Annotated in this window: 23 protein-coding genes; 2 read left to right on the top strand and 21 right to left on the bottom strand. The window is 62.9% G+C overall.

Annotation, left to right across the window (positions count from 1 at the left end; all coding sequences use genetic code 11):
• Positions 1–95: 95 nt before the first annotated feature.
• The 6 genes from ACXAF3_RS04070 to ffh all read right to left on the bottom strand — a co-directional run bounded on the left by ACXAF3_RS04070 (position 96) and on the right by ffh (position 4,760).
• Positions 96–851: a DsbC family protein gene (locus tag ACXAF3_RS04070; protein WP_475111009.1), complete on the bottom strand. Its 756-nt coding sequence runs from the start codon at positions 849–851 to the stop codon at positions 96–98.
• 259 nt (positions 852–1,110) lie between these two features.
• Positions 1,111–1,461 carry a 50S ribosomal protein L19 gene (gene rplS, locus ACXAF3_RS04065; protein WP_475111008.1) on the bottom strand — a complete coding sequence of 117 codons (351 nt, stop codon included), beginning with the start codon at positions 1,459–1,461 and terminating at the stop codon, positions 1,111–1,113.
• 77 nt (positions 1,462–1,538) lie between these two features.
• Entirely contained in the window at positions 1,539–2,306 is a 768-nt protein-coding gene (trmD, locus tag ACXAF3_RS04060; protein ID WP_475111007.1) for a tRNA (guanosine(37)-N1)-methyltransferase TrmD, read from the bottom strand.
• 2 nt (positions 2,307–2,308) lie between these two features.
• Positions 2,309–2,860 carry a ribosome maturation factor RimM gene (rimM, locus tag ACXAF3_RS04055; RefSeq protein ID WP_475111006.1) on the bottom strand — a complete coding sequence of 184 codons (552 nt, stop codon included), beginning with the start codon at positions 2,858–2,860 and terminating at the stop codon, positions 2,309–2,311.
• 25 nt (positions 2,861–2,885) lie between these two features.
• The gene (rpsP, locus tag ACXAF3_RS04050; RefSeq protein ID WP_091506882.1) at positions 2,886–3,125 is read right to left on the bottom strand and encodes a 30S ribosomal protein S16; all 240 of its coding nucleotides are present in this window, start codon (positions 3,123–3,125) and stop codon (positions 2,886–2,888) included.
• Between the two features lie 216 nt (positions 3,126–3,341).
• Positions 3,342–4,760: a signal recognition particle protein gene (gene ffh, locus ACXAF3_RS04045; RefSeq protein ID WP_475111005.1), complete on the bottom strand. Its 1,419-nt coding sequence runs from the start codon at positions 4,758–4,760 to the stop codon at positions 3,342–3,344.
• A 231-nt stretch (positions 4,761–4,991) separates the two neighbouring features.
• On the opposite strand from ffh, the gene ACXAF3_RS04040 reads away from it, so the two are divergent.
• Positions 4,992–5,789, top strand: coding sequence for a cytochrome C assembly family protein (locus tag ACXAF3_RS04040; protein ID WP_475111004.1), 798 nt, complete (start codon positions 4,992–4,994; stop codon positions 5,787–5,789).
• 79 nt (positions 5,790–5,868) lie between these two features.
• On the top strand, positions 5,869–7,140 hold the full coding sequence (locus tag ACXAF3_RS04035) for an HlyC/CorC family transporter (protein ID WP_475111002.1): 1,272 nt from the start codon (positions 5,869–5,871) through the stop codon (positions 7,138–7,140).
• An 8-nt stretch (positions 7,141–7,148) separates the two neighbouring features.
• On the opposite strand, the gene rnhB is transcribed toward ACXAF3_RS04035, so the two are convergent.
• From rnhB to rpsB, 15 genes are all read right to left on the bottom strand, one after another.
• Positions 7,149–7,760 (bottom strand): ribonuclease HII, encoded by a 612-nt coding sequence (gene rnhB / locus ACXAF3_RS04030; RefSeq protein ID WP_475111001.1) that lies wholly within the window; start codon positions 7,758–7,760, stop codon positions 7,149–7,151.
• Between the two features lie 2 nt (positions 7,761–7,762).
• Complete coding sequence (gene lpxB, locus ACXAF3_RS04025; RefSeq protein ID WP_475111000.1) at positions 7,763–8,944, bottom strand: lipid-A-disaccharide synthase; 1,182 nt, start codon at positions 8,942–8,944, stop codon at positions 7,763–7,765.
• Positions 8,945–9,011: 67 nt separating this feature from the next.
• On the bottom strand, positions 9,012–9,791 hold the full coding sequence (lpxA, locus tag ACXAF3_RS04020; protein WP_475110999.1) for an acyl-ACP--UDP-N-acetylglucosamine O-acyltransferase: 780 nt from the start codon (positions 9,789–9,791) through the stop codon (positions 9,012–9,014).
• Between the two features lie 125 nt (positions 9,792–9,916).
• Positions 9,917–10,354, bottom strand: coding sequence for a 3-hydroxyacyl-ACP dehydratase FabZ (gene fabZ / locus ACXAF3_RS04015; protein ID WP_475110998.1), 438 nt, complete (start codon positions 10,352–10,354; stop codon positions 9,917–9,919).
• 97 nt (positions 10,355–10,451) lie between these two features.
• Positions 10,452–11,513 (bottom strand): UDP-3-O-(3-hydroxymyristoyl)glucosamine N-acyltransferase, encoded by a 1,062-nt coding sequence (lpxD, locus tag ACXAF3_RS04010; RefSeq protein ID WP_475110997.1) that lies wholly within the window; start codon positions 11,511–11,513, stop codon positions 10,452–10,454.
• Positions 11,514–11,528: 15 nt separating this feature from the next.
• Positions 11,529–11,999 (bottom strand): OmpH/Skp family outer membrane protein, encoded by a 471-nt coding sequence (locus tag ACXAF3_RS04005; RefSeq protein WP_475110996.1) that lies wholly within the window; start codon positions 11,997–11,999, stop codon positions 11,529–11,531.
• Positions 12,000–12,114: 115 nt separating this feature from the next.
• Positions 12,115–14,691, bottom strand: a complete 2,577-nt coding sequence (gene bamA / locus ACXAF3_RS04000) for an outer membrane protein assembly factor BamA (protein ID WP_475110995.1) — start codon at positions 14,689–14,691, stop codon at positions 12,115–12,117.
• 57 nt (positions 14,692–14,748) lie between these two features.
• Positions 14,749–16,104, bottom strand: a complete 1,356-nt coding sequence (gene rseP, locus ACXAF3_RS03995; RefSeq protein ID WP_475110994.1) for an RIP metalloprotease RseP — start codon at positions 16,102–16,104, stop codon at positions 14,749–14,751.
• 124 nt (positions 16,105–16,228) lie between these two features.
• Positions 16,229–17,431: a 1-deoxy-D-xylulose-5-phosphate reductoisomerase gene (gene ispC, locus ACXAF3_RS03990; protein ID WP_475110993.1), complete on the bottom strand. Its 1,203-nt coding sequence runs from the start codon at positions 17,429–17,431 to the stop codon at positions 16,229–16,231.
• Between the two features lie 109 nt (positions 17,432–17,540).
• The gene (locus ACXAF3_RS03985; RefSeq protein ID WP_475110992.1) at positions 17,541–18,386 is read right to left on the bottom strand and encodes a phosphatidate cytidylyltransferase; all 846 of its coding nucleotides are present in this window, start codon (positions 18,384–18,386) and stop codon (positions 17,541–17,543) included.
• Between the two features lie 129 nt (positions 18,387–18,515).
• Positions 18,516–19,271 (bottom strand): polyprenyl diphosphate synthase, encoded by a 756-nt coding sequence (gene uppS / locus ACXAF3_RS03980; protein ID WP_475110991.1) that lies wholly within the window; start codon positions 19,269–19,271, stop codon positions 18,516–18,518.
• Positions 19,271–19,828: a ribosome recycling factor gene (gene frr, locus ACXAF3_RS03975; protein ID WP_475110990.1), complete on the bottom strand. Its 558-nt coding sequence runs from the start codon at positions 19,826–19,828 to the stop codon at positions 19,271–19,273. The genes uppS and frr overlap by 1 nt, the downstream gene beginning before the upstream one ends.
• On the bottom strand, positions 19,825–20,562 hold the full coding sequence (gene pyrH / locus ACXAF3_RS03970) for a UMP kinase (RefSeq protein WP_475110989.1): 738 nt from the start codon (positions 20,560–20,562) through the stop codon (positions 19,825–19,827). The genes frr and pyrH overlap by 4 nt, the downstream gene beginning before the upstream one ends.
• 153 nt (positions 20,563–20,715) lie before the next feature.
• Positions 20,716–21,579 carry a translation elongation factor Ts gene (gene tsf / locus ACXAF3_RS03965; protein WP_475110988.1) on the bottom strand — a complete coding sequence of 288 codons (864 nt, stop codon included), beginning with the start codon at positions 21,577–21,579 and terminating at the stop codon, positions 20,716–20,718.
• A 123-nt stretch (positions 21,580–21,702) separates the two neighbouring features.
• Positions 21,703–22,452: a 30S ribosomal protein S2 gene (gene rpsB / locus ACXAF3_RS03960; RefSeq protein WP_475110987.1), complete on the bottom strand. Its 750-nt coding sequence runs from the start codon at positions 22,450–22,452 to the stop codon at positions 21,703–21,705.
• Between the last annotated feature and the right edge of the window lie 335 nt (positions 22,453–22,787).

Genomic DNA, 22,787 nt, shown 5'->3' with positions numbered 1-22,787 from the left:
CTCTGCGTTGCGGCTTCTTGAAAGGTCTAGACATTCCTGCGAAGCCGCGCCTTGATTGTGAACCGCTCTGCAAGCCAGAGGTATCGCGGAATTATTCAGAGGTTCCCTAGGGCCTTGACCATGGTTTCCGGCGGCAGGTAGCCGGGCACGACGCTGCCGTCCTGCATCACGATGGTGGGCGTGCCGCGCACATCGATCACATCGTTGCCCAGCTTGTACTGCTCCGCCACCGGGTTGTTCTTGCACACGTTGAGCGGCACATTCTCGCGGTTTTTCAGTGCGGTCAGGGTCTTGTTGCGGTCCTCCGCGCACCAGGCGGTGGCGATCTTGCGATAGCCCAGGGAGTTCAGGCCGGTGCGGGGGAAGGCCAGGTAGCGCACCTCGATACCGCGCTTGTTCAATTCCGGCACATCGTTGTGCAGCTTGCGGCAGTAGCCGCAGTCCACATCGGTGAAGACGTAGATATGGGCTTTCTTCTCGCCCTTGGGGGAGAAGACGATCATGTCGTCGATATCCACCCCGGCCATGACCCTGGCCCGCTGAGTCGCGCGGCGCTGCTCGGAGAGGTTCGCCAGGCCGCCGCCGGCCTTGACCTGATACAGGTCGCCGAAAATAAAGTGGCTTCCGTCCTCGGAGACGAACAGCGTATTGGCACCGCCATCCACTTCCACTTCGTACAGACCTCTGATCGGGCTCTCGCGCACTTCGCCGTAGGAGGCTTTGGGGTTACCGGCCTCGAGGCGCGCCTTGATGGCCTTGGCGACTTCCGCATCGACTTCCGCCTGGGCGGCGGCCCCGAGCAGGGTGAGCAGTGCGCCGACCAACATCAGCGACTTGTTGAATAGCGTCATTCCCGAGAGCTCCTTAAATTCTTCACTGGTTTCGACTGGTATACCGTATCCGGGTTCCAGCCATTATGGCACCTGGTGGCGACAAATGGTTCTTGTGGCGCGTTTTACCATATCCTGCCCGCCGGGACCATGCACCGTCTCCCGCCCCATGGAAGCAGCGCCGTGCAGGCCTGCATATCGCCCCGGTGCCCGGAAAGCCGGACACAAAAAAAGCCGGAGCATTTCTGCTCCGGCTTTTCCAACGCGATCAAAGAAAAACTTAGTTGAGCTTCTCTTTAATACGCGCCGCCTTACCAGTCAGGCTGCGCAGGTAGTACAGCTTGGCCTGGCGCACGTCACCGCGGCGCTTGACCTTGATGCTGTCAACCAGCGGGCTGTGAGTCTGGAAGGTGCGCTCAACGCCGACACCGTGGGAAATCTTGCGCACGGTGAACGAGGAGTTCAGACCGCGGTTGCGCTTGCCGATCACCACGCCTTCAAACGCCTGCAGACGCTCGCGGTTACCTTCCTTTACCTTTACCTGAACGACGACGGTGTCGCCCGGAGCAAAGGCCGGAACTTCGCTTTTCAGCTGTTCCTGTTCCAGCTGCTGAATGATTTTGTTGGTCATTTGGAATACTCCCAAATAAATTGTGTAGCTTCTCAGCTAGTTCACCGAATTACTCACGCCTCCCGGCGAATTCGATATCAAGTTTCTTCGGACGTCCGCTCCCGCTCGATTTCCTCCAGCAGCAGCTTCTGTTCTTTATCCAGCGCCAGCTTTTCCAGCAGGTCGGGCCGGCGCTGCTGCGTCCGCGCCAGCGCCTGCTTCAGGCGCCAACGGCGAATTCTCTCGTGGTTGCCGGACAGCAGCACTTCCGGCACCACCCTGCCCCGAAATTCTTCCGGGCGGGTGTAGTGGGGGCAGTCCAGCAGCCCCTGGGCGAAGGAGTCCTCCACCGCCGACTGATCGTGCCCCAGGGCACCGGGGATCAGCCGCGTGACCGCGTCCACCAGCACCATGGCGGCCAACTCGCCGCCACTTAACACATAGTCGCCGATGGACCACTCTTCGTCGATCAGCATCTCGACGATACGCTCGTCGATACCTTCGTAACGGCCCGCCAGCAACACCAGGTTGCCCGCCTCGGCCAGCTCCTCGACACCACCCTGATCCAGCTGCCGCCCCTGGGGCGAGAGGTAGATACTGCGTGCCGTTGCGCCGCCCTCTTGCGCCCAGGCGCGGGCCTCAGTCAGCGCCTGGTACAGCGGTTCCGCCAGCATCACCATGCCCGGACCACCGCCGTAGGGGCGATCGTCCACAGTGCGGTGGCGGTCGCTGGTGAAATCCCGGGGATTCCAGCAGCGCACTTCCAGCAAGCCATCCTTGACGGCCCGCCCGCTGATACCGTAGTCGGTCAGCGCGGCGAACATCTCCGGAAAGATGCTGACCAGCGCAATACGCTTGGCGGCCACCACTAAAATTCCGGATCCCAGTCGACGGTGATGACACCGGCGTCCAGGTCGATATCGGTAATAAAGTCGCCGGGCAGATACGGGATCAGACGCTCGCGCCTGTCCGCGCCGCCGCGCACCACCAGCACATCGTTGGCACCGGTCTCCATCAGGCGGACCACGGTGCCGAAATCGTGCTCGCCACCGCCGAAACGGCTGATCACGCGCAGCCCTTCGAGCTGGTGCCAGTAATACTCGCCCGCCTCCAGCGCCGGCATCAGATCCCGGCTGACGGCGATATCCCGCTGACAGAAGCGCGCCGCGGCGTCCCGGTCATCCACGCCCTTGATGTGGACGATCAGGCCCTTGCCGTGGCGCCTGCCGCCGTCAACCTGCAGGGGCTCCCAGCCACCCGGCTTGCGCAGCCACCAGTCGCTGAACTGGAGGATATTGTCCATCGGCTCGGTATAGGAGTGCACCTTGACCCAGCCGCGGACACCGTAGACCGCGGTTATGCGCCCGACAGTGACCAGCTCACCGGACTTGGATCCGCCGCTGTCAAGGTCTAGTGCCACGGGCGCAGCCACCTCTCGGTTTGACTTAAGCGGATTCTTTCAGCAGCTTGCTGACGCGGTCGGAAACCTGCGCGCCCTGGCCTACCCAGTACTCGACGCGCTCACGGTCGATACGCAGGCGCTCTTCCTGGCCGCGCGCAACCGGGTTGAAGAAGCCAACGCGCTCAATGAAACGACCGTCGCGGGATTTGCGGCTGTCGGTCACAGTCAGGTGATAAAACGGGCGCTTCTTAGCACCGCCACGAGCCAAACGAATGGTTACCATGTAGCTTTCCTGTAGTTTCAACACATTTCGACCGCCCCGGGCGGCCGAACAAAAAACCGGGAGCCGGCGAGCTGGCCGGCTGAAAGGCGGCGTATTCTAATGGACGCGCCGGGGTTTGTATAGCGTCTGTGGCGGGACCCGGGACCGGGTTAAAAATAACCGCAGCGGGGTCGCCACAGAGCCAAGGCGGGCCTGCGGCCCGCCGCGGAACCCCGGCTACTTCTTGCGGAAGCCGGGGGGCAGGCCTCCGGGCATACCACCCATGCCGCCCATGCCGCCCATACCGCCGCCGAGACCCGGCATACCGCCCATACCGCGCATCAGCTTGCTCATGCCGTTGCCCTTGAGCTTCTTCATCATCTTGCCCATCTGCTTGTGCTGCTTGAGCAGGCGGTTCAGGTCCTGGATCTGAGTGCCGGAACCGGCGGTAATGCGGCGCTTGCGGGAGCCGTTGAGGATATCGGGGTTCCGGCGCTCGGCCGGGGTCATGGAGCCGATGATCGCGTCCATACGCTTGAACTCCTTACCCATATCCACCTGCTGCGCCGCCTGGGCCAGCCCGCCCATACCCGGCATCTTCTCCAGCAGGGAACCGAAGCCGCCCATATTCTGCATCTGCTGCAGCTGGTCGCGCAGGTCCTCGAGATCGAAGCCCTTGCCCTTCTGCACCTTCTTGACCAGCTTCTCGGCCTTGGCCTTGTCGATCTTCTGTTCCGCCTCCTCGATCAGCGACAGGATGTCGCCCATACCGAGAATGCGCGAAGCGATACGGTCCGGATGGAAGGTCTCCAGCGCGTCTGTCTTCTCACCGACGCCGATAAACTTGATCGGCTTGCCGGTCACATGGCGCACAGACAGGGCCGCACCGCCGCGGGCGTCGCCGTCCGCCTTGGTCAGTATCACACCGGTCAGCGGCAGCGCATCATTGAAGGCGCTGGCGGTGTTGACCGCATCCTGACCGATCATGGCGTCGATCACGAACAGGGTTTCCGCCGGGTTCAGCGCGCCGTGCAGCTCGCGAATCTCGTCCATCAGCTGCTCGTCGATATGCAGGCGGCCGGCGGTGTCCACGATCAGCACGTCGGCAAACTGCTTGCGCGCCGCGTCCACCGCGCCCCGGGCGATATCCAGCGGCTTCTGCTCCGCAGTGGAGGGGTAGAAGAGCGCACCCACCTCGCCGGCGAGGGTCTCCAGCTGTTTGATGGCCGCGGGGCGGTAGACGTCCGCACTGACCACCATGACCTTTTTCTTTTCGCGGGTCTGCAGATACTTGGCCAGCTTGGCCACGCTGGTGGTCTTACCGGCGCCCTGCAGGCCCGCCATCAGGATGACCGCCGGCGGCTGCACTGCCAGGTTCAGCGGCTGCGCCGCCTCGCCCATGACCTTGACCAGCTCGTCCTGCACTATCTTGACGAACTGCTGGCCCGGGTTCAGCGCCTTGCTGACCTTCTGCCCAACCGCCGCCGTGCGAACCTGCTGTACAAATGCCTTCACCACCGGCAGCGCGACGTCCGCCTCCAGCAGCGCCTTGCGCACCTCGCGCAGCGTGTCGCGGATATTGTCATCCGTCAGGCGCGCTTTACCGGTGACCTTCTTCAACGCCGCCGATAAGCGGTCGCTCAGGTTGTCGAACATAGATACGTCTCGATCTCTCTGCTTGCGGACACCCGGACCGGGTAAGCGCCGCGCGAAAAGGCGCGGGCCGGCCCCGGGCCCCTACCATCTATAAGGCGCCGGAGTATAGCGCAGGCGGCCTTTCCAGCACAGGCGCCCTTTCCCGCCCCGGGCGCACTTTCCTGCAAAGACGCTCTATGACACACTGCCGCCCTATCGCAACGCTTACCCAACAGAGACACGGAACTATCGATGGCGGTATTCGCCCACTGGACGGCAATCGCGCTCTATCTGGCCACAACGGCGGTGGCCGCCCTGGCCCTCGCCCGCGGGCGCCAGCCCGACAACAGGCTGCTGCTCGGCCTGTTGGCGATCGCCCTGCTGGCCCACGGCATCTCCCTGGCCAACACCCTGTTTTCACCGGCGGGCTACCGTTTCGACCTGCTGGCGATGCTGTCTTTGATCGCCTGGACGGTGAACCTACTATTGCTGATTCTGGCCGCCGGGCGCCCACTGACGCTGCTGATCCTGATACTGGCGCCGGTGGGCGCGCTGGCCGAACTGGCCGCCGTACACTCCTGGGGCGGTGTGGCGCCGCGCCAGCAGCTGTCCACCGGCATCGCCGTTCACGCGCTGCTGTCTATCACCGCCTACTCGCTGCTGACCCTGGCCACACTGCAGGCCATCTACCTCTACTATCTGAACCAGCAGCTACACAACCACAGACCCGGGGGTATCAGCCGTCTCCTGCCCCCGCTGCAGAGTATGGAATCCCTGCTGTTCGGCCTGATCACCTTTGGCCAGCTGATGCTCACCGCGTCACTGCTGACCGGGTTCCTGTTTCTGGACAACCTGTTCGCCCAGCACCTGGTACACAAGACCTCGCTGTCGATACTCGCGTGGCTGCTGTACAGCATCCTGCTGTGGGGGCACTGGAAACTGGGCTGGCGCGGCAATACCGCGGTGCGCTGGACACTGACGGCCTTCGCCGCGCTGATGCTGGCCTACTTCGGCAGCAAGCTGGCGCTGGAAGTGATTCTGAACCGATAAGCGCCGATCAGCGCCGAAAACTTGCGGGGACTGAAATTCTGTTTCAATATCCCCGCTTCGCAATAAAAAGAGTTCTCCCTTGAACGAGATACCCCTCGGTCTGCTGTTTGGCATCCTGGCTCTGCTGATTGTCATATCCGCCTTCTTCTCCAGCTCCGAAACCAGCATGATGGCGCTCAATCGCTATCGCCTGCGCCACCAGGCCAAGAGCGGTCATCGCGGGGCCAAGCGGGCTGTGGAGCTGCTGTCGCGCCCCGACAAGCTGATCGGCGTTATCCTGATCGGCAACAATCTGGTCAATATTCTCGCCTCGGTGATCGCCGGCGTGGTGTTCACAAAACTGTACGGCGACGCCGGCGTCTTCTACGCCACCGCGGTGCTGACCATCGTGATCCTGATCTTCGCCGAGGTCACGCCCAAGACCATCGCCGCACTGCACCCGGAAAAGATCGCCTTCCCCGCCTCTTTGATACTGCGACCGCTGCAGTGGCTGCTGGCGCCGGTTGTGTGGCTGGTGAGCAGCATCTCCAACGGCCTGGCGCGCCTGGTGGGCGTGGAGGCCACCGCCGGCGCGCAAACCGAGCATCTGGCGCCGGAGGAACTGCGCACCGTGGTGTTCGAATCCGGGGCCCTGCTGCCGAGCAAGCACAAGGGCATGCTGCTGAACGTGCTGGATTTGGACCAGGCCACGGTGGAGGACATTATGATCCCGCGCAACGAGGTGGTGGGCGTGGACCTGGAAAACAGCGGCGACCAGATACTGCAACAACTGGCGGAGAGCAGCTACACCCGCCTGCCGGTCTACGAGGGCGATATCAACCGCGTGGTGGGCATACTGCACCTGCGCCGCGCCGCGCAGATACTGCGCGACGGCCCGGAGGAATTCAGCGCGGAGCGCCTCAAGTCCTACACCGACGAGCCCTACTTCGTCCCCGAGGCGACCCCGCTGCCGACCCTGCTGATGAATTTCCAGAAGAAAAAGCGCCGCATGGGCCTGGTGGTGGACGAGTACGGCGAGGTGATGGGCATCGTGACCCTGGAGGACCTGCTGGAGGAGATCGTCGGCGATTTCACCGCCAGCCCGGTGCCCAGTGAGGAGGAGGAGATTGTCGCCCTGGAAGACGGCTGGTACAGGATCGAGGGCGGCACCTCGATTCGCGATATCAACCGCACCCTGCACTGGGAGCTGCCCACCGACGGCCCCAAGACCTTCAACGGCCTGGCGATGGAGCACCTGGAGAGCATTCCGGACGGCAATATCAGTTTCTATATCCTGAACTACCTGGTGGAGATAGAGGAAGTCTCAGACAAGATGATTACCCGCGCGCGGGTCAAGAAGATCGATCGATAACCCCGCCGTCAGGCGAAATCCATCGCCAACTGTTTCACCGGCGCGAAACTCCGCCGGTGGATCGGGCTGGGGCCCAACCGCTCCAGCGCCTGCAGATGGGCTTTGGTCGGGTACCCCTTGTGGCCGGCCAGACCGTAGCCCGGATATTTTTGATCCAGCGCCACCATCTCCCGGTCGCGGGTGACCTTGGCCAGTATCGAGGCCGCGGCTATGGCCTCCACGCGGCCGTCCCCCTTGACCACCGTATCGCAGGGATAGCGCCAGTCCGGTTTTTTGTTGCCGTCCACCAGCACGAATTCCGGCTGAACCGACAGCTGCTCCACCGCGCGGCGCATGGCCAGCAGGCTCGCCTGCAGTATGTTCAACCGGTCTAACTCCTCCACCGTCGCGCGCGCCACCGCGAAGCTCAGGGCCCGCTCGCGTATCAGATCGAACAGCAGATCGCGCTTTTTCTCACTCAGCTTTTTCGAGTCCGCCAACCCCTCGAGCGGCCGCGACGGATCGAGAATCACCGCGGCGGCGACCACGTCACCGGCCAGCGGGCCGCGCCCCACCTCGTCGACACCGGCGAGCAGATCGCCGCCATAGGGGCAGACATAGGGCGGCAACGCTTTTTTCATACTCAGCGGGCCTCCACCAATTTGCACACCGCATCGGCGGCCCGCTCAGAGGCATTCCTGCGCAGCTGCTGGTGGATATCATCGAATTCGCGCTGTAGCTGGTCGCACAGCAGCGGGTCATCGAAGAACTGCAGCAGTGCCGCGCCGAGGTTTTCCGGCGTGGCGTCGTTCTGCAGGATTTCCGGCACCAGCTCCCGCTGCGCCAACAGGTTCGGCAGGGATACCCAGGTGGTGTGCAGCATACGGGAGAAAATCGCGTAGGAGAGTGCCGCCATCTTGTAGGCGACCACCATCGGCTTTTTCAACAGCATCGCTTCCAGCGTCGCAGTACCCGAGGCGATCAGCACATTGTCGGCGGCGGCCAGGGCCCGGTGGGAGTCGCCGTCGAGCAGTGTCACCGGCAGCTCCGGAAACCGCTCGAGCTGGCTTCTCAGCTCCGCGAGCCGCTGCGCATTGGCCGCCGGCAAGACAAACTTGAGTTCCGGGCGCCGCTGGTGGCACCAGCGCGCAGTCTGCAGGAACAGGGGCCCCAGCATTTTCACCTCACCGCCGCGGCTGCCGGGCAGCAGCGCAATCACGCGGTCGTGCTGCGCGAAGCCCAGCTCGCGGCGCGCCTCGGCCATATCCACCTGCAGCGGAATCTCATCCGCCAGCGGGTGGCCGACAAAGGTGACCGGTACCTGGTGTTCGCGGTAGAAGCTCGCTTCGAAGGGCAGAAGTGTCAGCATATGATCCACCGCGCGGGCGATTTTCTTGATGCGCCCGCGGCGCCAGGCCCAGACGGACGGGCTGACGTAGTGCATCGTCGCGATCCCCTGCTCCTTCAGGGATTCCTCCAGGCCGAGATTGAAGTCCGGCGAGTCTATGCCGATAAAGAGGTCGGGGGGATTATCGCTAAAGTGCTGGCGCAGTGTCCGGCGGATACCCAGCAGCTCCGGCAGGCGCTTGAGCGGCTCCACCAAGCCCATGACCGACAGCCGCTCCATCGGAAACAGGGACTCGGCCCCCAGAGCCAGCATGCGCGGGCCGGCAATACCCTCAACCTGCAGCTGCGGACAGCGCTTTTGCAGCGCCGCAGTCAGGCCGGCGCCGAGGATATCGCCGGAAGCCTCACCGGCGACGATTCCGATACGCAGTGGTTTTTCCCGTGATATCACGCGGTAGTGTCCTCTTCTGGGCGCCACTTCGGCGCGCCCTGCCCGGCCCCCACCCGCGGGAGGGGGCCGCATTCGCAAAGTTTTTTCGTTCGGATCAGCGCACTATGCCGCGCGTCGAGGACTGCAGGGAGTCGATCCAGGGCTGTATCACCGGTGACTGCTCGCGCAGTTCGGTCAGCGCCTCCAGCGCTTCCTGCATGGTGAGGCCGCGACGGTAGACGATCTTGTAGGCCTTGTTGATCAGCGCGATTTCGTCCCGTGAGAAACCGCGCCGGCGCAGCCCCTCGGCGTTGATGGTTTTCGCCTCGGCCGGATTGCCCGCGACCATCACGTAGGCGGGCACGTCCTTGCCGATGGCGGCGCCCATGCCGGTAAAGGCGTGTTCGCCGATGGTGCAATACTGATGCACCAGACTGAAGCCGCTGAGGATCGCCCAGTCCCGTACAACCACATGGCCGGCCAGGGCCACGTTGTTGACCAGGATGGTGTTGTTGCAGATGACGCTGTCGTGGCCGACGTGGGCATAGGCCATGATCAGGTTGTCATTGCCGATGGTGGTTTCGCCGCGATCCTGCACCGTGCCGCGGTGGATGGTGACCCCTTCGCGGATCACGTTGTTGTCGCCCACCACCAGGGTAGTGTCCTCGCCGCGATACTTCTTGTCCGGAGTATCCTGACCGACCGAGGAGAACTGGTAGATGCGGTTGTTCTTGCCGAGTTTGGTGGGGCCGCTCAACACCACATGGGAAGCGATTTCGCAGCCGTCACCTATCTCGACACCCGGCCCCACCACCGAATAGGGCCCGATACTCACCCCGGACCCGATAACTGCCGATTTGTCGACAATGGCGGTGGGGTGGATATTCGTCTGCATTCTGCGCCCTACTCCTCGGAAGCTGGAAGGTCCGGGTACTTTAAACTCGAATCAAAAATAGTTGAACCGAATTGGTCACAGAGTTACCGCGCGTATTCCGACCCGGGAGTCGCCGCGGCAACCGATCAAACTTTCTTAACCGCGCAGAGCACGTCGGCGGAAGTGGCGAGCTCGCCGTCCACACTGGCCTTACAGGCGAACTTCCAGATACCGCGACGCTCGGACACCACCTCGGACTCCAGCTGCAGGCGGTCGCCCGGCACCACTTGGCGCTTGAAGCGCACATTGTCGATGCCGCCAAAAAGGTACAGGTAGCCGTCCTCGGGTTTCTGCCCCAGGGTCTTGAAGCCGAGGATACCGGAAACCTGCGCCAGCGCCTCCACGATCATGACGCCGGGAAAAATCGGCACCTCGGGAAAGTGGCCGTTGAACACCTCCTCGTTGACGGAGATATTCTTGTAGCCCTTGATATATTTCCCCTCTTCCAGCTCAACAACGCGATCCACCAGCAGGAACGGATAGCGGTGCGGCAGATATTGGCGAATTTCGCGTACGTCCATCATTTAAAATATCCCCAGAAACCACTTCGGGGCGTAAGCGCACAGCTGCGCGCCTAAGCCCCGAAAAAAAATAAATCCAATATGAGCGACTAAACGTCGGTTAATCTTCCGCCCCGCCCCGGTGCGCCAGTGCATCCAGTTGCTTCTCCAGCTCCTTCAGGCGGCGCGCCATCTGCTCCAGCTGACCGTAACGCACCGCGTTGCGGCGCCAGCTGCGGCTGTCGGAAAAAGGGGTGCCGCTGGAATAGGAGCCGGCGCTGTCAATGGACTTGGTCACCAGTGTCCGCGCGGTAATGTGACTGCCATCCGCCACCGTCACATGCCCCACTACGCCGGCGCCGCCGGCCAAGGTGCAGTGCTTGCCGATAACGGCGCTGCCGGCCACCGCCGAACAGGCGGCCATGGCCGAGTAGTCACCAATGCGCACATTGTGCGCGATTTGCACCTGGTTGTCGATCTTGACCCCGCGGCCAATCACAGTATTGCCCAGCGCACCGCGGTCGATGCAGGAGCAGGCCCCGATCTCCACCTCGTCGCCTATCTCGACACCGCCGAGCTGGTGGATCTTGGTCCACTGGCGCCGGTGGGGCGCGAATCCGAAACCGTCCGCGCCGATCACCGCCTGGCTGTGAATGATACAGTCGCGGCCGATACTACAGCCGTGATACACGATGGCGCCCGGGTACAGGCGGCTGCCGGCGCCTATCTCGCTGCCCTCGCCGACCACGCAATTGGCACCGATGCGGACCCCGGCGCCGATACGCGCGAAAGCCTCGATCACCGCGCCGGCGGCGATGCTGGCCGAGGCGTCCACCTCGGCGTCGGGGTGCACCGTTGCGGCCGGATGGATCCCCGGGCCCGGCTGCGGCGCCATGTCGAAAAGCGCAGTGGCGCGGGCGAAGGCGTGATAAGGGTTTTCCACGACCAGCACCGACACCGGGCACTCGCCGGCGACATCGTCGCTGAGCAGCACCGCGCAGGCGCGCGTACTGGCGAGGAAACGGCGGTAGTTGGCACTGGCCAGGAAGGATACCTGGCCGGAGTCTGCGTCCTGCAACGTATTGAGCCCGGAAACCAACTGTTCGGGATCGGCTCCGGGCGCAAGGCGCAGCTCGGCGCCCAGCTGTTGTGCCAGTTGGGCAAGCGTCGGTTTGTCTGTCATTAACGGTCGACGGCGTTACTTGTCGGCGTTCATGCGCTTGACCACGGCGGCGGTCAGGTCAGTGTTCGGACCGGCGTAGTAGGCGCTGTTGGAGTCCAGAACCAGGTCGAGCTTCTGCTCTTTGATGATCGCCTCCAGGGCGGTCTTGGCCTTGGGCGCCATGGTTTTCTGGATCTCCTGGCCGACCTGTGCCTCCATCGCGCGCAGTTTCTTCACTGTGGTTTCAAAGTCAGAGCGCTTGAAATTCATCTTGCGCTGGTGCTCCGCCTTCTGCTCATCGGACCAGGTGACGCCGTTTTTCTGTGCGTCTTCCGCCAGCTTCTGCACCTCGGCGCGGATGGACTCGGCGCTGCTCTGCAGCTTGGAGTATTCGGAGCTGGTTTTCAGCGCATTGACTTTGGACTTGGCGGCCTCGGTGCTCATGATGGCAGCCTGCAGGTTGAATACCGCCACCTTGGTCTGCGCTACAGCGGCGCCGGACAGCAAGATTCCTGCGAAAAGGACTGCGATGATTTTTACATTTTTAAGCACGTCGGTTTCTCCATATTGCTTTATTTTTACTTCGCGGCGATCACACCCTGAGTGTTTTCTCCAGCCGGACTCAGAAGCTGTTCCCCAGTGAGAACTGGAAGACTTCCACTTCGTCTTCATCGTTCTTCTCCAGCGCCTTGGCCAGACTGAAGGTCAGCGGGCCGAAGCCGGTGATCCAGGTCAGGCCGATACCGGCGGAGACGTTGATGTGATCCAGGTCGACATCGTAGCAGTTGAGCTGTGAAATGCCACAACTGGAATCGAACACATTGCCCGCATCGATAAAGAAGGCGGACTGCATGGAGCGCTGATCCTTGACGAACGGAATCGGGAAAATAATCTCCGCGCTGCCCTCCACCAGGATGTTGCCGCCGAACGGATCCGGATCCCGGGCATCGATAAAGCGGTTGTCTGTCACCAGCGCTCCGGTATCCGGGTCGAGTACATAACAGCTCTTGGAGAAGAGGCCGTCTTCGGTCGCACACACAGTCGTTATATAGGGCTGCGGGGGTGTAGAGCGCGGACCGAGGGTATTGCGCTCGAAGCCGCGCACCGAGCCGAAGCCGCCGCCGTAGAAATTCTCGAAGAAAGGCAGCTCGGTGGTGTCGCCATAGCCATCCGCATAACCGAGACGGGTGCGCAGGCGCAGGGTCAGATCCTTGGTCAGCGGGCGGAAGTACTGCCCCGTATAAATAAATTTGTAGTACTCGAGATCGCCGCCGGGCAGAGCCACCTCCAGCGAGAGGCGCTGCGAGGTGCCGCGGGTGGCGAGGATGCCGCGGTTCAGGGTCGAACGCGCATAGGAAGCGGTGACCGAATAGGAGTCAAACTCGTTGCCGTTCTTGTCGACGAAACCGTCCAGATCCATGTTGACCAGTCCCGGGCCTACGGGGCTGCTCAGGTCCAGACTCTCCCCTGCCGCGCGCGCCGCTTCCAGCTCCTCATCGATCTGCTCCAGGTCGGTGGAGAGCACCAAGCCGTCCACGCCCTCGATCGGGCGCGGTGTCTCGCGGATCTCTTTGACCGAATTGGTCTGCGTGCCAAGTTCCAGGTGATTGAAACCGATACTCAGGCCGACCCGGGAAATTTCCGATATCGGGTAACCAAAATTCAGGCCGGCACCGTAGGTGGTGGTGTTGTAACTGGCCAGGTTGATCTCGGAGTAGTCGCGCTCCTGATAGAAGACGTTGAAACCGCGGCTCACGCCGTCCGGCGTGAAGTAGGGATCCGTGTAGGAGAAGTTGGCGACGGACTGGTAGCGGGAGGTGTTCACCGCAAAGCCGACGGACTTGCCGGTACCCAGCCAGTTGTTCTCCTGCACGTTGGCGCCGAGCACCAGGCCGTTGGTCTGCGCGTAACCCACGGTGCCGCCGATGGTGCCGGAGGGCTGCTCCTCCACCGTGTACTCGACGTCGATCTGGTCCGAGGTGCCCGGCACCTCGGTGGTCTCCACCTCGACCTCTTTGAAAAAGCCGAGGCGCTCCAGGCGCACTTTGGACTGTTCGATGCGCGCGGAGGAGGCGGAGGCGGCCTCCATCTGGCGCATCTCCCGGCGCAGCACTTCGTCGGAGGTGCGGGTGTTACCGCGGAAATTGATCCGGCGCACATAGGCGCGCTTGCCCGGGTCGATAAAGAAGGTCACCTTGACCGTCTTGTCTTCCTCGTTCGGTTCCGGAATGCCGTTGACTTCGGCAAAGGTATAGCCCTCGTTGCCGAGGCGCTTGGTGATGTAGTCGGAGGTGGTGGTCATCAGCACCTGGGAGAAGGTCTGGCCCTCGCGCACCAGCAGCAGGCGTTTGATCTCCTCCTCCGGCACCACCGGATCGCCGGCCAGATCCACCTCGCTGACCTTGTAGACGTCGCCCTCGGTGACGTTCACAGTGATGAAGACGCTGCGCTTGTCGGGGCTCAGGGAAACCTGGGTGGAGTCGATCTTGAATTCCAGGTAGCCGCGATCCAGGTAGTAGGACTCGAGGCGCTCCAGGTCGCCGGTCAGCTTCTCGCGGGAATACTTGTCGTCACTTCTGAGCCAGGACAGCCAGCCGGTGGTCTGCAGCTCGAAGATGTCCGCCAGCTCCTCATCGGAGAAGGCCTCGTTGCCGACGATATTGATATGCTTGATCGCGGCGACGGACCCTTCATCCACCACGACCTTGAGCTCGACCTGATTGCGCGGCAGCTCCTTGACCTCTGTCTTGACGCTGGCGCCGTAGCGCCCCTGGGCCACATACTGGCGCTGCAGCTCCTGGGCCAGCCCCTCGAGGGTCGCGCGCTTGAAGATCTGCCCCTCGGCGAGGCCGTTCTCCTCCATGCCCTTGAGCAGGTCTTCGGTCTTGATGGCCTTATTGCCGGTGATCTCTATCTTGGAGATGGCCGGGCGCTCGCGCACGGTGATCACCAGTACGCCGTTCTCCCGACCTATCTGTATATCCTGAAAATAGCCGGTGCGAAACAGCGCGCGGGTGGCGCTCTGGATTTCCAGGCTCTCGATCTGGTCGCCCACACGCACCGGCAGCGCCGCGAAAACCGTACCGGCGGAAACCCGCTGCAGCCCCTCCACGCGAATGTCGTTGACCACAAACGACTGCGCCACGGCACTGATCGGTAGAGCCAGGCCGAGAGAGGCCGCTTTCAGGAAATCTTTCATCTACTGGTTCCGAGTTTCTTATTCGCAATTCCAATTGGCAGGAGGGCCAGGCCGCTCCTACAGGCGTAGTATGTCGTTGTACAGCGCCAGGCCCATAATGCCCAGCACCAGGGCCATGCCCACCTGCAGGCCGATCATCTGCACCCTCTCAGAAACGGGCGAGCCCTTGATGGCCTCAATGCCGTAATAAAGCAGGTGGCCGCCGTCGAGGACGGGGATGGGCAGCAGGTTGAGCACACCGAGACTGATACTGAGCAGCGCCAGCAGCGACAGGAACGACTGCCAGCCGGCCTCCGCCGAAGTGCCGGCCACTTTAGCAATGGTGATAGGGCCGCTCAAGTTCTTGGTCGACAGCTGCCCGAGCACCAGTTTCTTCAGGCTGTTGAGGGTAAAGAGCGTCTTTTCCCAGGTCTCCTGCAAGCCTTTGACGAAGGCGCCGGCGACGCCGTAGTGATAGGTGCGCACCCGCTCCTCGGGCCAGGATTCCACCACCGGTAGAACACCGATGCGTCCGATTCGCTCACCGCTATCCAGGGTCACCGCCTCGGGGGTCACCGGCAGCAACAGGCGCCGACCGTCCCGCTCGACCTCAATCCGTATCTCCTCTCCGGCGCGGGCGCGCACATAGCGGGTCCAGCTGTCCCAGTCTTCGAAAGCCCTGCCGTCGGTGGCCAGGATTCTGTCTCCCGCGCGCAGGCCCGCCTTGTCCGCCGCGCTGTCCGGAGTCACCTGGGAGAGGGTCATGGTAATCGGCGGCGTCCACAGCGCCAGCCCCACTTCCGCCAGCGGATCCGGCACCTCCTGCCCCGCCAGCCAGCGGTCGATATCCGCCACCATATGGTATTCGAGCGCCGAGTCCGGATAGCGCACAGAGAACTCGATGGTACCGCTGTCGCCGAGGCGGTTCGCGAGACGCCAGTTCAACGCCTGCCAGGTGGGCGTCTCCTCGCCGTCGATGGCGATAATCTCCTGCCCGGGCTCCAACCCAGCGCGCGCCGCGATACTGCCCGGCTCCACGGACTGGACTATCGGCACAGGTCCGGCGGTACCGCCCATAAACACCGCCCAGAAGAGCACTATCGCGAGCAGGAAATTGGCCAGGGGGCCGGCGGCGGCGATGGCGATACGCGCCCACACGCTCTTGCGGTTGAAGGCCATATGCAGCTGGTCCTCCGGCACCGCGCCCTCGCGCTCATCGAGCATCTTGACGTAGCCGCCCAGCGGAATCGCGGAGATGGTAAATTCTGTGCCGTGGCGGTCGTAGCGGGACAGCAGGCGGCGGCCGAATCCCACGGAAAAGCGCAGCACCTTGACCCCGCACAGGCGCGCGACCAGGAAGTGGCCGTACTCGTGGAAGGACACCAGTACACCGAGGGCGACCAGGGCCCAGATTACCGTCTGAATGAAATCCATACTCGCTTAATTCGTCTGTTGTGCGATTTAACCGCCGGCCCGCTCATTCCAGTAGGAGCCCAGCCCATCTGTTACAGATGATGGGCACGTCGCTGCGCTCCTTTGCCCATCCTACAGGGCCCACCTAGAGCGCCCCCAGCACCTCCTGCGCCAGCAGTCGCGCACTGCGATCCGCTGTTTCGACTGCGTCCAGGCCGGTCAGTTCAACCGCTTGCGCGCGATTCATGACCCGCTCGATCACCGCCGCAATACTAGTAAACGCCAGCCGCCCCTGCAGGAAGGCTTCCACCGCCACCTCGTTGGCGGCATTCAGCACCGTCGGCGCGCTGCCGCCGGCATCCATCGCCTCCCGCGCCAGGCGCAGGCAGGGGAAGCGCTGCAAGTCCGGCGCCTCGAAGTCCAGCCGCCCCTGACGGATCAGGTCCAGTGCCGACACGCCGCTGTCGATGCGCTCCGGGAATGCCAGCGCGTGGGCGATGGGCGTGCGCATATCCGGATTGCCCATCTGCGCCAGCAGCGAGCCGTCCCGGTACTGGACCATCGAGTGCACGATACTCTGCGGGTGCACCACCACGTCTATCTGCTCCGGGCGCGCGCCGAACAGCAGGCAGGCCTCGATAAACTCCAGGCCCTTGTTCATCATGGTGGCAGAATCCACCGATATCTTGCGCCCCATGGACCAGTTTGGGTGGGCGCAAGCCTCATCCGGAGTGACCCGGTGCAGCTCGTTTGCGGCGCGGGTGCGGAAGGGACCGCCGGAGCCGGTCAGCAGTATTTTCTCCACCCCGGCGCCCTCGAGGCCGCCGGACTGAAAGTGCCCCCAGGGCTGTGGCAGGCACTGGAAAATCGCGTTGTGCTCACTGTCGATCGGCAGCAGCTGCGCGCCGCTCGCGGCCAGCGCGCGCAGGAATACCGGTCCCGCCATCACCAGCGCCTCCTTGTTGGCGAGCAGCACCTTCTTGCCCGCCTCCACCGCCGCCAGTGTCGGGCGCAAGCCGGCAGCGCCGACGATGGCCGCCATGACCGTATCCACCTGCGGGTCCGCCGCCACCTGGCAGAGCCCCTCGACACCCCACAGGACCTCCGTCTGCAGGTCGCCGCCGGCGAGCAGCTGGCGCAACTCATCGGCTTTCTGGGCGCTCGCCACCACCGCAAAACGCGGCGCGAAGCGACGGCACTGCTGCGCCAGCTCGGCCACGCGCTCGCGCGCGGTCAGTGCGTAGATTGAGTAGCGCTGCGGGTGGCGCGCCAGCACGTCCAGGGTGCTGACGCCGATGGAACCAGTTGAACCGAGGACGGTAACGGATTGCGGTTGCGTGGATTGCATAGGCTCGTGTTATACCTCTCGGGCCCCTGTCTGTATCGACCCTTGGTGGCGGGTATCGCGCGGCAATGCGCAGTTACAAGCGCCGCTATGGAGGTCTCTAAAGGTGTTGTTACAGATACTTGGGTAGCTCACTGGCCAGCGCGGCCATGGTGAAAACCGGCAGCGCGGCGGAGAGGCTGTCCAGCCTGTCCAGAATGCCGCCGTGACCCGGCAGTATGCGGCTGCTGTCCTTGATGCCGCGATGGCGCTTGAACATGCTCTCCACCAGGTCGCCGATCACCGACGCCAGCGCGGTGACCAGAATGCCGAAGGAGAAGAGCAGCGTGTTCTTGAGCGGCAGGCCGAGCAGCGCGGAGACCGCCAGCGCCAGGATCAGGCAGGCGCCGAGACCGCCGAAGAATCCCTCCCAGGACTTGCCCGGACTCACTTCCCGCGCCAGCTTGTGCTTGCCGAATCTGCGCCCGACGAAATAGGCTCCCACATCGGCGGACACCACCACCGCGACCACGAACAGCACCAGCCAAGCGCCGTGCTCCTGGCCGCGCAGAATCACCACCGACAGCCAGGCGGGCACCAGCACCACCAGGCCGATCAGCCCCCGCGCCCAGCGGTTGCCCCACAGCATGGCGCTGGCCGGATAGCCCTGCACCCACAGGAACGCCAGCGCCCACCAACCGCAGGCGACGGCCAGTATCTGGCGCGCGCGGTCGGTATCCGGATTGGCGAAGTCCATCGCGAACACATACTGGGCCGCGCCGATCAGCGCGGCGCCAAGGGCGGCGAGAAACACGAAGCGCAGCGCGCGGTTCAGGTTGGACAGGTTGGCCCACTCCCAGCCGCCGAGCAGGATGACCGCGACAACGGTCATCGAAAACCATTGAATGGGAAGCAGAAACAGGGCCCCCATAAACAGAGCCACCAAGACCAGCGCAGTAATTATTCTTTGTTTTAGCACCGTAAAACCCTTTTATCTGATTCCCGCACCCCATCCCGCTTCTTCCGGGGCGGCTCTAGAGTACAAGATATTGTTATCCCCGAGAATTTCCGTCCTGGCGGCGAACCGCCACCCCGCGGAGCGCGGGCGTCAGGCCTGCACCGCCAGGCCGCCAGCACCGCGGCCACCGAAACGGCGATCGCGCTGGCAATAGGCCGCGATAGCGGCATCCAGCGCCTCCTCGTCAAAATCAGGCCACAGTGTATCCGTGAAATAGAATTCGCTGTAGGCCGCCTGCCACAAAATAAAGTTGCTGATGCGCTGCTCACCGCTGGAGCGGATCAGCAGGTCCACCGGCGGAAGATCCGCCAGCTGTACATAGTCCCCGAGCACCTGCTCGGTGATGGATTCCGGAGATCGCGTGCCTGCCGCGACCTCCTCGGCGAGCCTGCGCGCGGCCTGGGTGATATCCCACTGGCCGCCGTAGTCCGCCGCGATAACCAGATTGCCGCGATCGCCCTCGCGGGTGATCTCCTCCGCCTCCTCAATGGCCCCCTGCAGCCGCGGGGAGAAGCGGTCGCGCCGCCCGATAACCCGCAGGCGCACGCCCTCCTCCCGCATGCGCCGGGCCTCCTTGCGCAGGTAGGAGTGAAACAGGCTCATCAGCAGCTCCACCTCCTTGGGCGGGCGCTGCCAGTTCTCGCTGGAAAAGGCGAACAGGGTGAGCGCTTCAACACCGCGGTCCCTGCAGGCAGACAGCAGGTCGCGGATACGCTCGACGCCGGCCTTGTGGCCGGCGGATGGAGGAAGGCCCCGGCGGGCGGCCCAGCGTCCGTTGCCATCCATGATGATGGCGATATGGCGCGGGCCCTGCGGCGCTGCTTCTGCGGTACCTCCGGAAACCATTAAATTTCCATCAGGTCTTTTTCTTTCGCCGCCAGCGCCTTGTCGACGTCCGCCACGAACTGATCGGTGATCTTCTGGATTTCGTCGCCGGCGCGGCGCTCGTCGTCCTCGGAGATCTCCTTGTCCTTGACCAGCGCCTTGACCTCAGCCAGCGCGTCGCGGCGGATATTGCGGATGGAAACGCGCGCAGTCTCCGCCTCGCTCTTGGCTTGGCGGATAAAGTTCTTGCGGGTTTCCTCGGTCAGCATCGGCATCGGGATGCGAATCACCGCGCCGGCGGTGCTGGGGTTCAGCCCCAGGTCGGACTTCATGATGGCCTTTTCGATTTCCGGCACCAGGTTCTTTTCCCACGGGGTCACGGACAGGGTGCGCGCGTCCTCCACGATAATATTGGCCACCTGTGACAGGGGCGTGTCGGTGCCGTAGTAGGACACCTGGATGCCGTCGAGAATGCTCGGGTGTGCGCGACCGGTGCGGATCTTGTTGAAGTTGCTACCCAGCGCGTCGAGCGCCTTGCTCATGCGCGCCTTTGCGTTTTTCTTGATATCTTCAATCACTGTTTCACTTCCTCTTCGATTAGCGTGCCCTCTTCACCGCCCACAACTATGTTGAGCAGCGCGCCGGCCTTGTCCATGCGGAACACCCGCACGGGCATATTGTGTTCGCGGCAAAGGCAGATAGCGGTCAAATCCATTACACCGAGCTTCTTGTCCAGCACCTCGTCGTAGGTGAGCTTGTCGTAGCGGGTCGCGGTCGGATCCAGCACCGGGTCGGCGGAGTAGACACCGTCCACCTTGGTGGCCTTCAGCACCAGCTCGGCCTCGATTTCGATACCGCGCAGACAGGCGGCGGAGTCGGTGGTAAAGAACGGGTTGCCGGTACCCGCGGCAAAAATCAGCACTTCGCCCCGCTCGAGAAAGCGGATGGCCGCGCGGCGGTCATAGTGGTCGACAATGCCGCTCATCTGGATGGAGGACATGACCCGCGAGGAGATATTGGAGCGCTCCAGCGCATCGCGCAGGGCCAGGGCGTTCATGACCGTGGCCAGCATGCCCATATGGTCCCCGGTCACCCGGTCCAGGCCCGCCGCGTTCAGCGCCGCGCCGCGAAACAGGTTGCCGCCGCCAACCACCAGACCCACCTGAACACCGATACCCACCAACTGGCCTATCTCCAGCGCCATTTTGTCCAGCACCTTGGGGCTGATCCCAAAGCCCTGGTCGCCCATCAGCTCCTCGCCGCTGAGCTTTAACAGGATTCGCTTGTACTTGCGGTCTTTGACACCGGGCATCCATCGGTCCTCTTGAGTGCAGGCAGAGTTTGCCGCCGAACATTACAACAATTTCGGTCATTTACACAGAGGGGTGCCCCACTGCAGCCCTCTCGAGCCCAGCGGAAGCACCCCACTGCGATTGGGCGCCCGAGGGCGCCCGGCCAAAAGCGATTAGGACGAGGATTTGACCTGCGCCGCAACCTCCGCGGCAAAATCCACCTCTTCCTTCTCGATGCCTTCGCCCACTTCGAAACGGACAAAAGAAACCACGTCCGCGCCGGCATCCTTGACCAGTTTACCGACGGTCAGGTCCGGATTCTTGACGAAAGGCTGTTCCACCAGGCTGTTTTCCTTCAGGAACTTCTTGATGCGGCCCCCCATCATCTTCTCGACGATCTCGGCCGGCTTGCCTTCCATATCCGGCTGCGCCTTGATGATCTCCTTTTCTTTCTCCAGCACGTCCGCCGGCATATCTTCCGGCTTGTTCACCTGCGGGTTGACGGCGGTAACGTGCATAGCCACATCTTTGGCCAGATCCGCCTCACCACCGCTCAGGGCGGCCAGGGCGGCGATGCGGTTATTGGAGTGCACATAGGCACCGACAACCGGCGCTTCCACCAGCTGAACGCGGCGCACGCCGATGTTCTCGCCGATCTTCTGCACCAGCGCCTCGCGCGCGGACTCCAGCTCACCTTCCATCAGCGCGGCAACATCCTGCTGGCGCTCGGCGAAAGCCTTGTCTACAACCTGGGCGACGAAGGCCTTGAAGTTATCGTCGCGGGCGACGAAGTCGGTTTCGGAGTTGACCTCCACCAGCACGCCGTAGCTGCCGTCTTCGGCCACTTTTGCCGCAACGACACCGTCGGCGGCGGTGCGGCCAGCCTTCTTGGCCGCCTTCAGGCCGGAGGCTTTGCGCAGATCTTCAATCGCCTTCTCGATATCGCCGTCCGCCTCGGTCAGTGCTTTCTTGCACTCCATCATCGGCAGGCCGGTGCGCTCGCGCAGTTCTTTTACCATAGACGCGGTAATCGCCATGATTCAATCCTCGGAGTTCTGTCACTAGAAAATTAGAAAAAAGGGGCCGGTTATAGGGCCCCTTTTCGAGTTCGCGGCGCAACGGCTCAGCGCTACGCCACTATGCCCTGCGACCCTCAGTGATTAGGAGTCCGCAGCGGCCTCGTCGTCGCTCGCCTCGACGTACTCATTCTTGGCCGCGCTGCCACCCGCTTCGGCGAGACCGGCTACCACGGCGTCCGCCACGGCGGTGGTGTACAGCTTGATGGCGCGAATGGCGTCATCATTACCGGGGATCACGTAGTCAACACCTTCCGGATCGCTGTTGGTGTCCACAACACCGATAACCGGGATACCCAGCTTGTTGGCTTCCTGGATAGCGATACGCTCGTGCTCCACGTCGATCACGAACAGCGCGTCCGGCAGGCCGCCCATATCCTTGATACCACCGATGGAGCGCTCGAGCTTCTCCATGGTGCGGGTGCGCATCAGCGCCTCTTTCTTGGTCAGTTTGTCGAAAGTGCCGTCCTGGGACTGGGTCTCCAGGTCGCGGTAGCGCTTGATGGAGGCTCGGATGGTCTTGTAGTTGGTGAGCATACCACCCAGCCAGCGGTTGCTGACGTAGGGCATGCCACAGCGCTCAGCCTGCTCCTTGATGGACTTCTGCGCGGCGCGCTTGGTGCCGACGAACAGGATCTTCTTCTTCTGAGCGGCCATCCCCTTGATCACCTGCAGGGCTTCGTTGAAAGCCGGTACAGTGTGCTCCAGGTTGATGATGTGAATCTTGTTGCGGGCGCCAAAGATGTATTGACCCATCTTCGGGTTCCAGTAGCGGGTCTGGTGACCAAAGTGGACACCAGCCTGCAGCATATCGCGCATGCTGACTTGCGGCATAAGTAAAACCTCAATCTGTACGGGTTAGTCCTCCACACATCCCATGTATCAACCCCACTGTCGCCGGATACTAAGGAGGCGAAGGGGGCACCCAGACACATGTGCCGATGCGTGTGCGGCATTGATCAAGCCCCGGGAGCACCCCGAAGCGGCGCGCTTTATACCACAATCGGCGCGGCGCGTGAAGGGCTTCTCTCGAATCCCCGCCGACATTGTGACGCACCTGCTGCTGCGAATCTGCATCGCGAAATGGGGACGCTTTCGCCCCCGCGAGCATGCCCCCCGGCGCCCATTCCGCTACAATAGCGCGCCTCGCGGGCCTCCCCGCCACCAGC

The sequence above is a fragment of the Microbulbifer sp. ABF4_143 genome, assembly GCF_056160225.1.
This window is presented reverse-complemented; position numbering and strand designations above follow the sequence as displayed.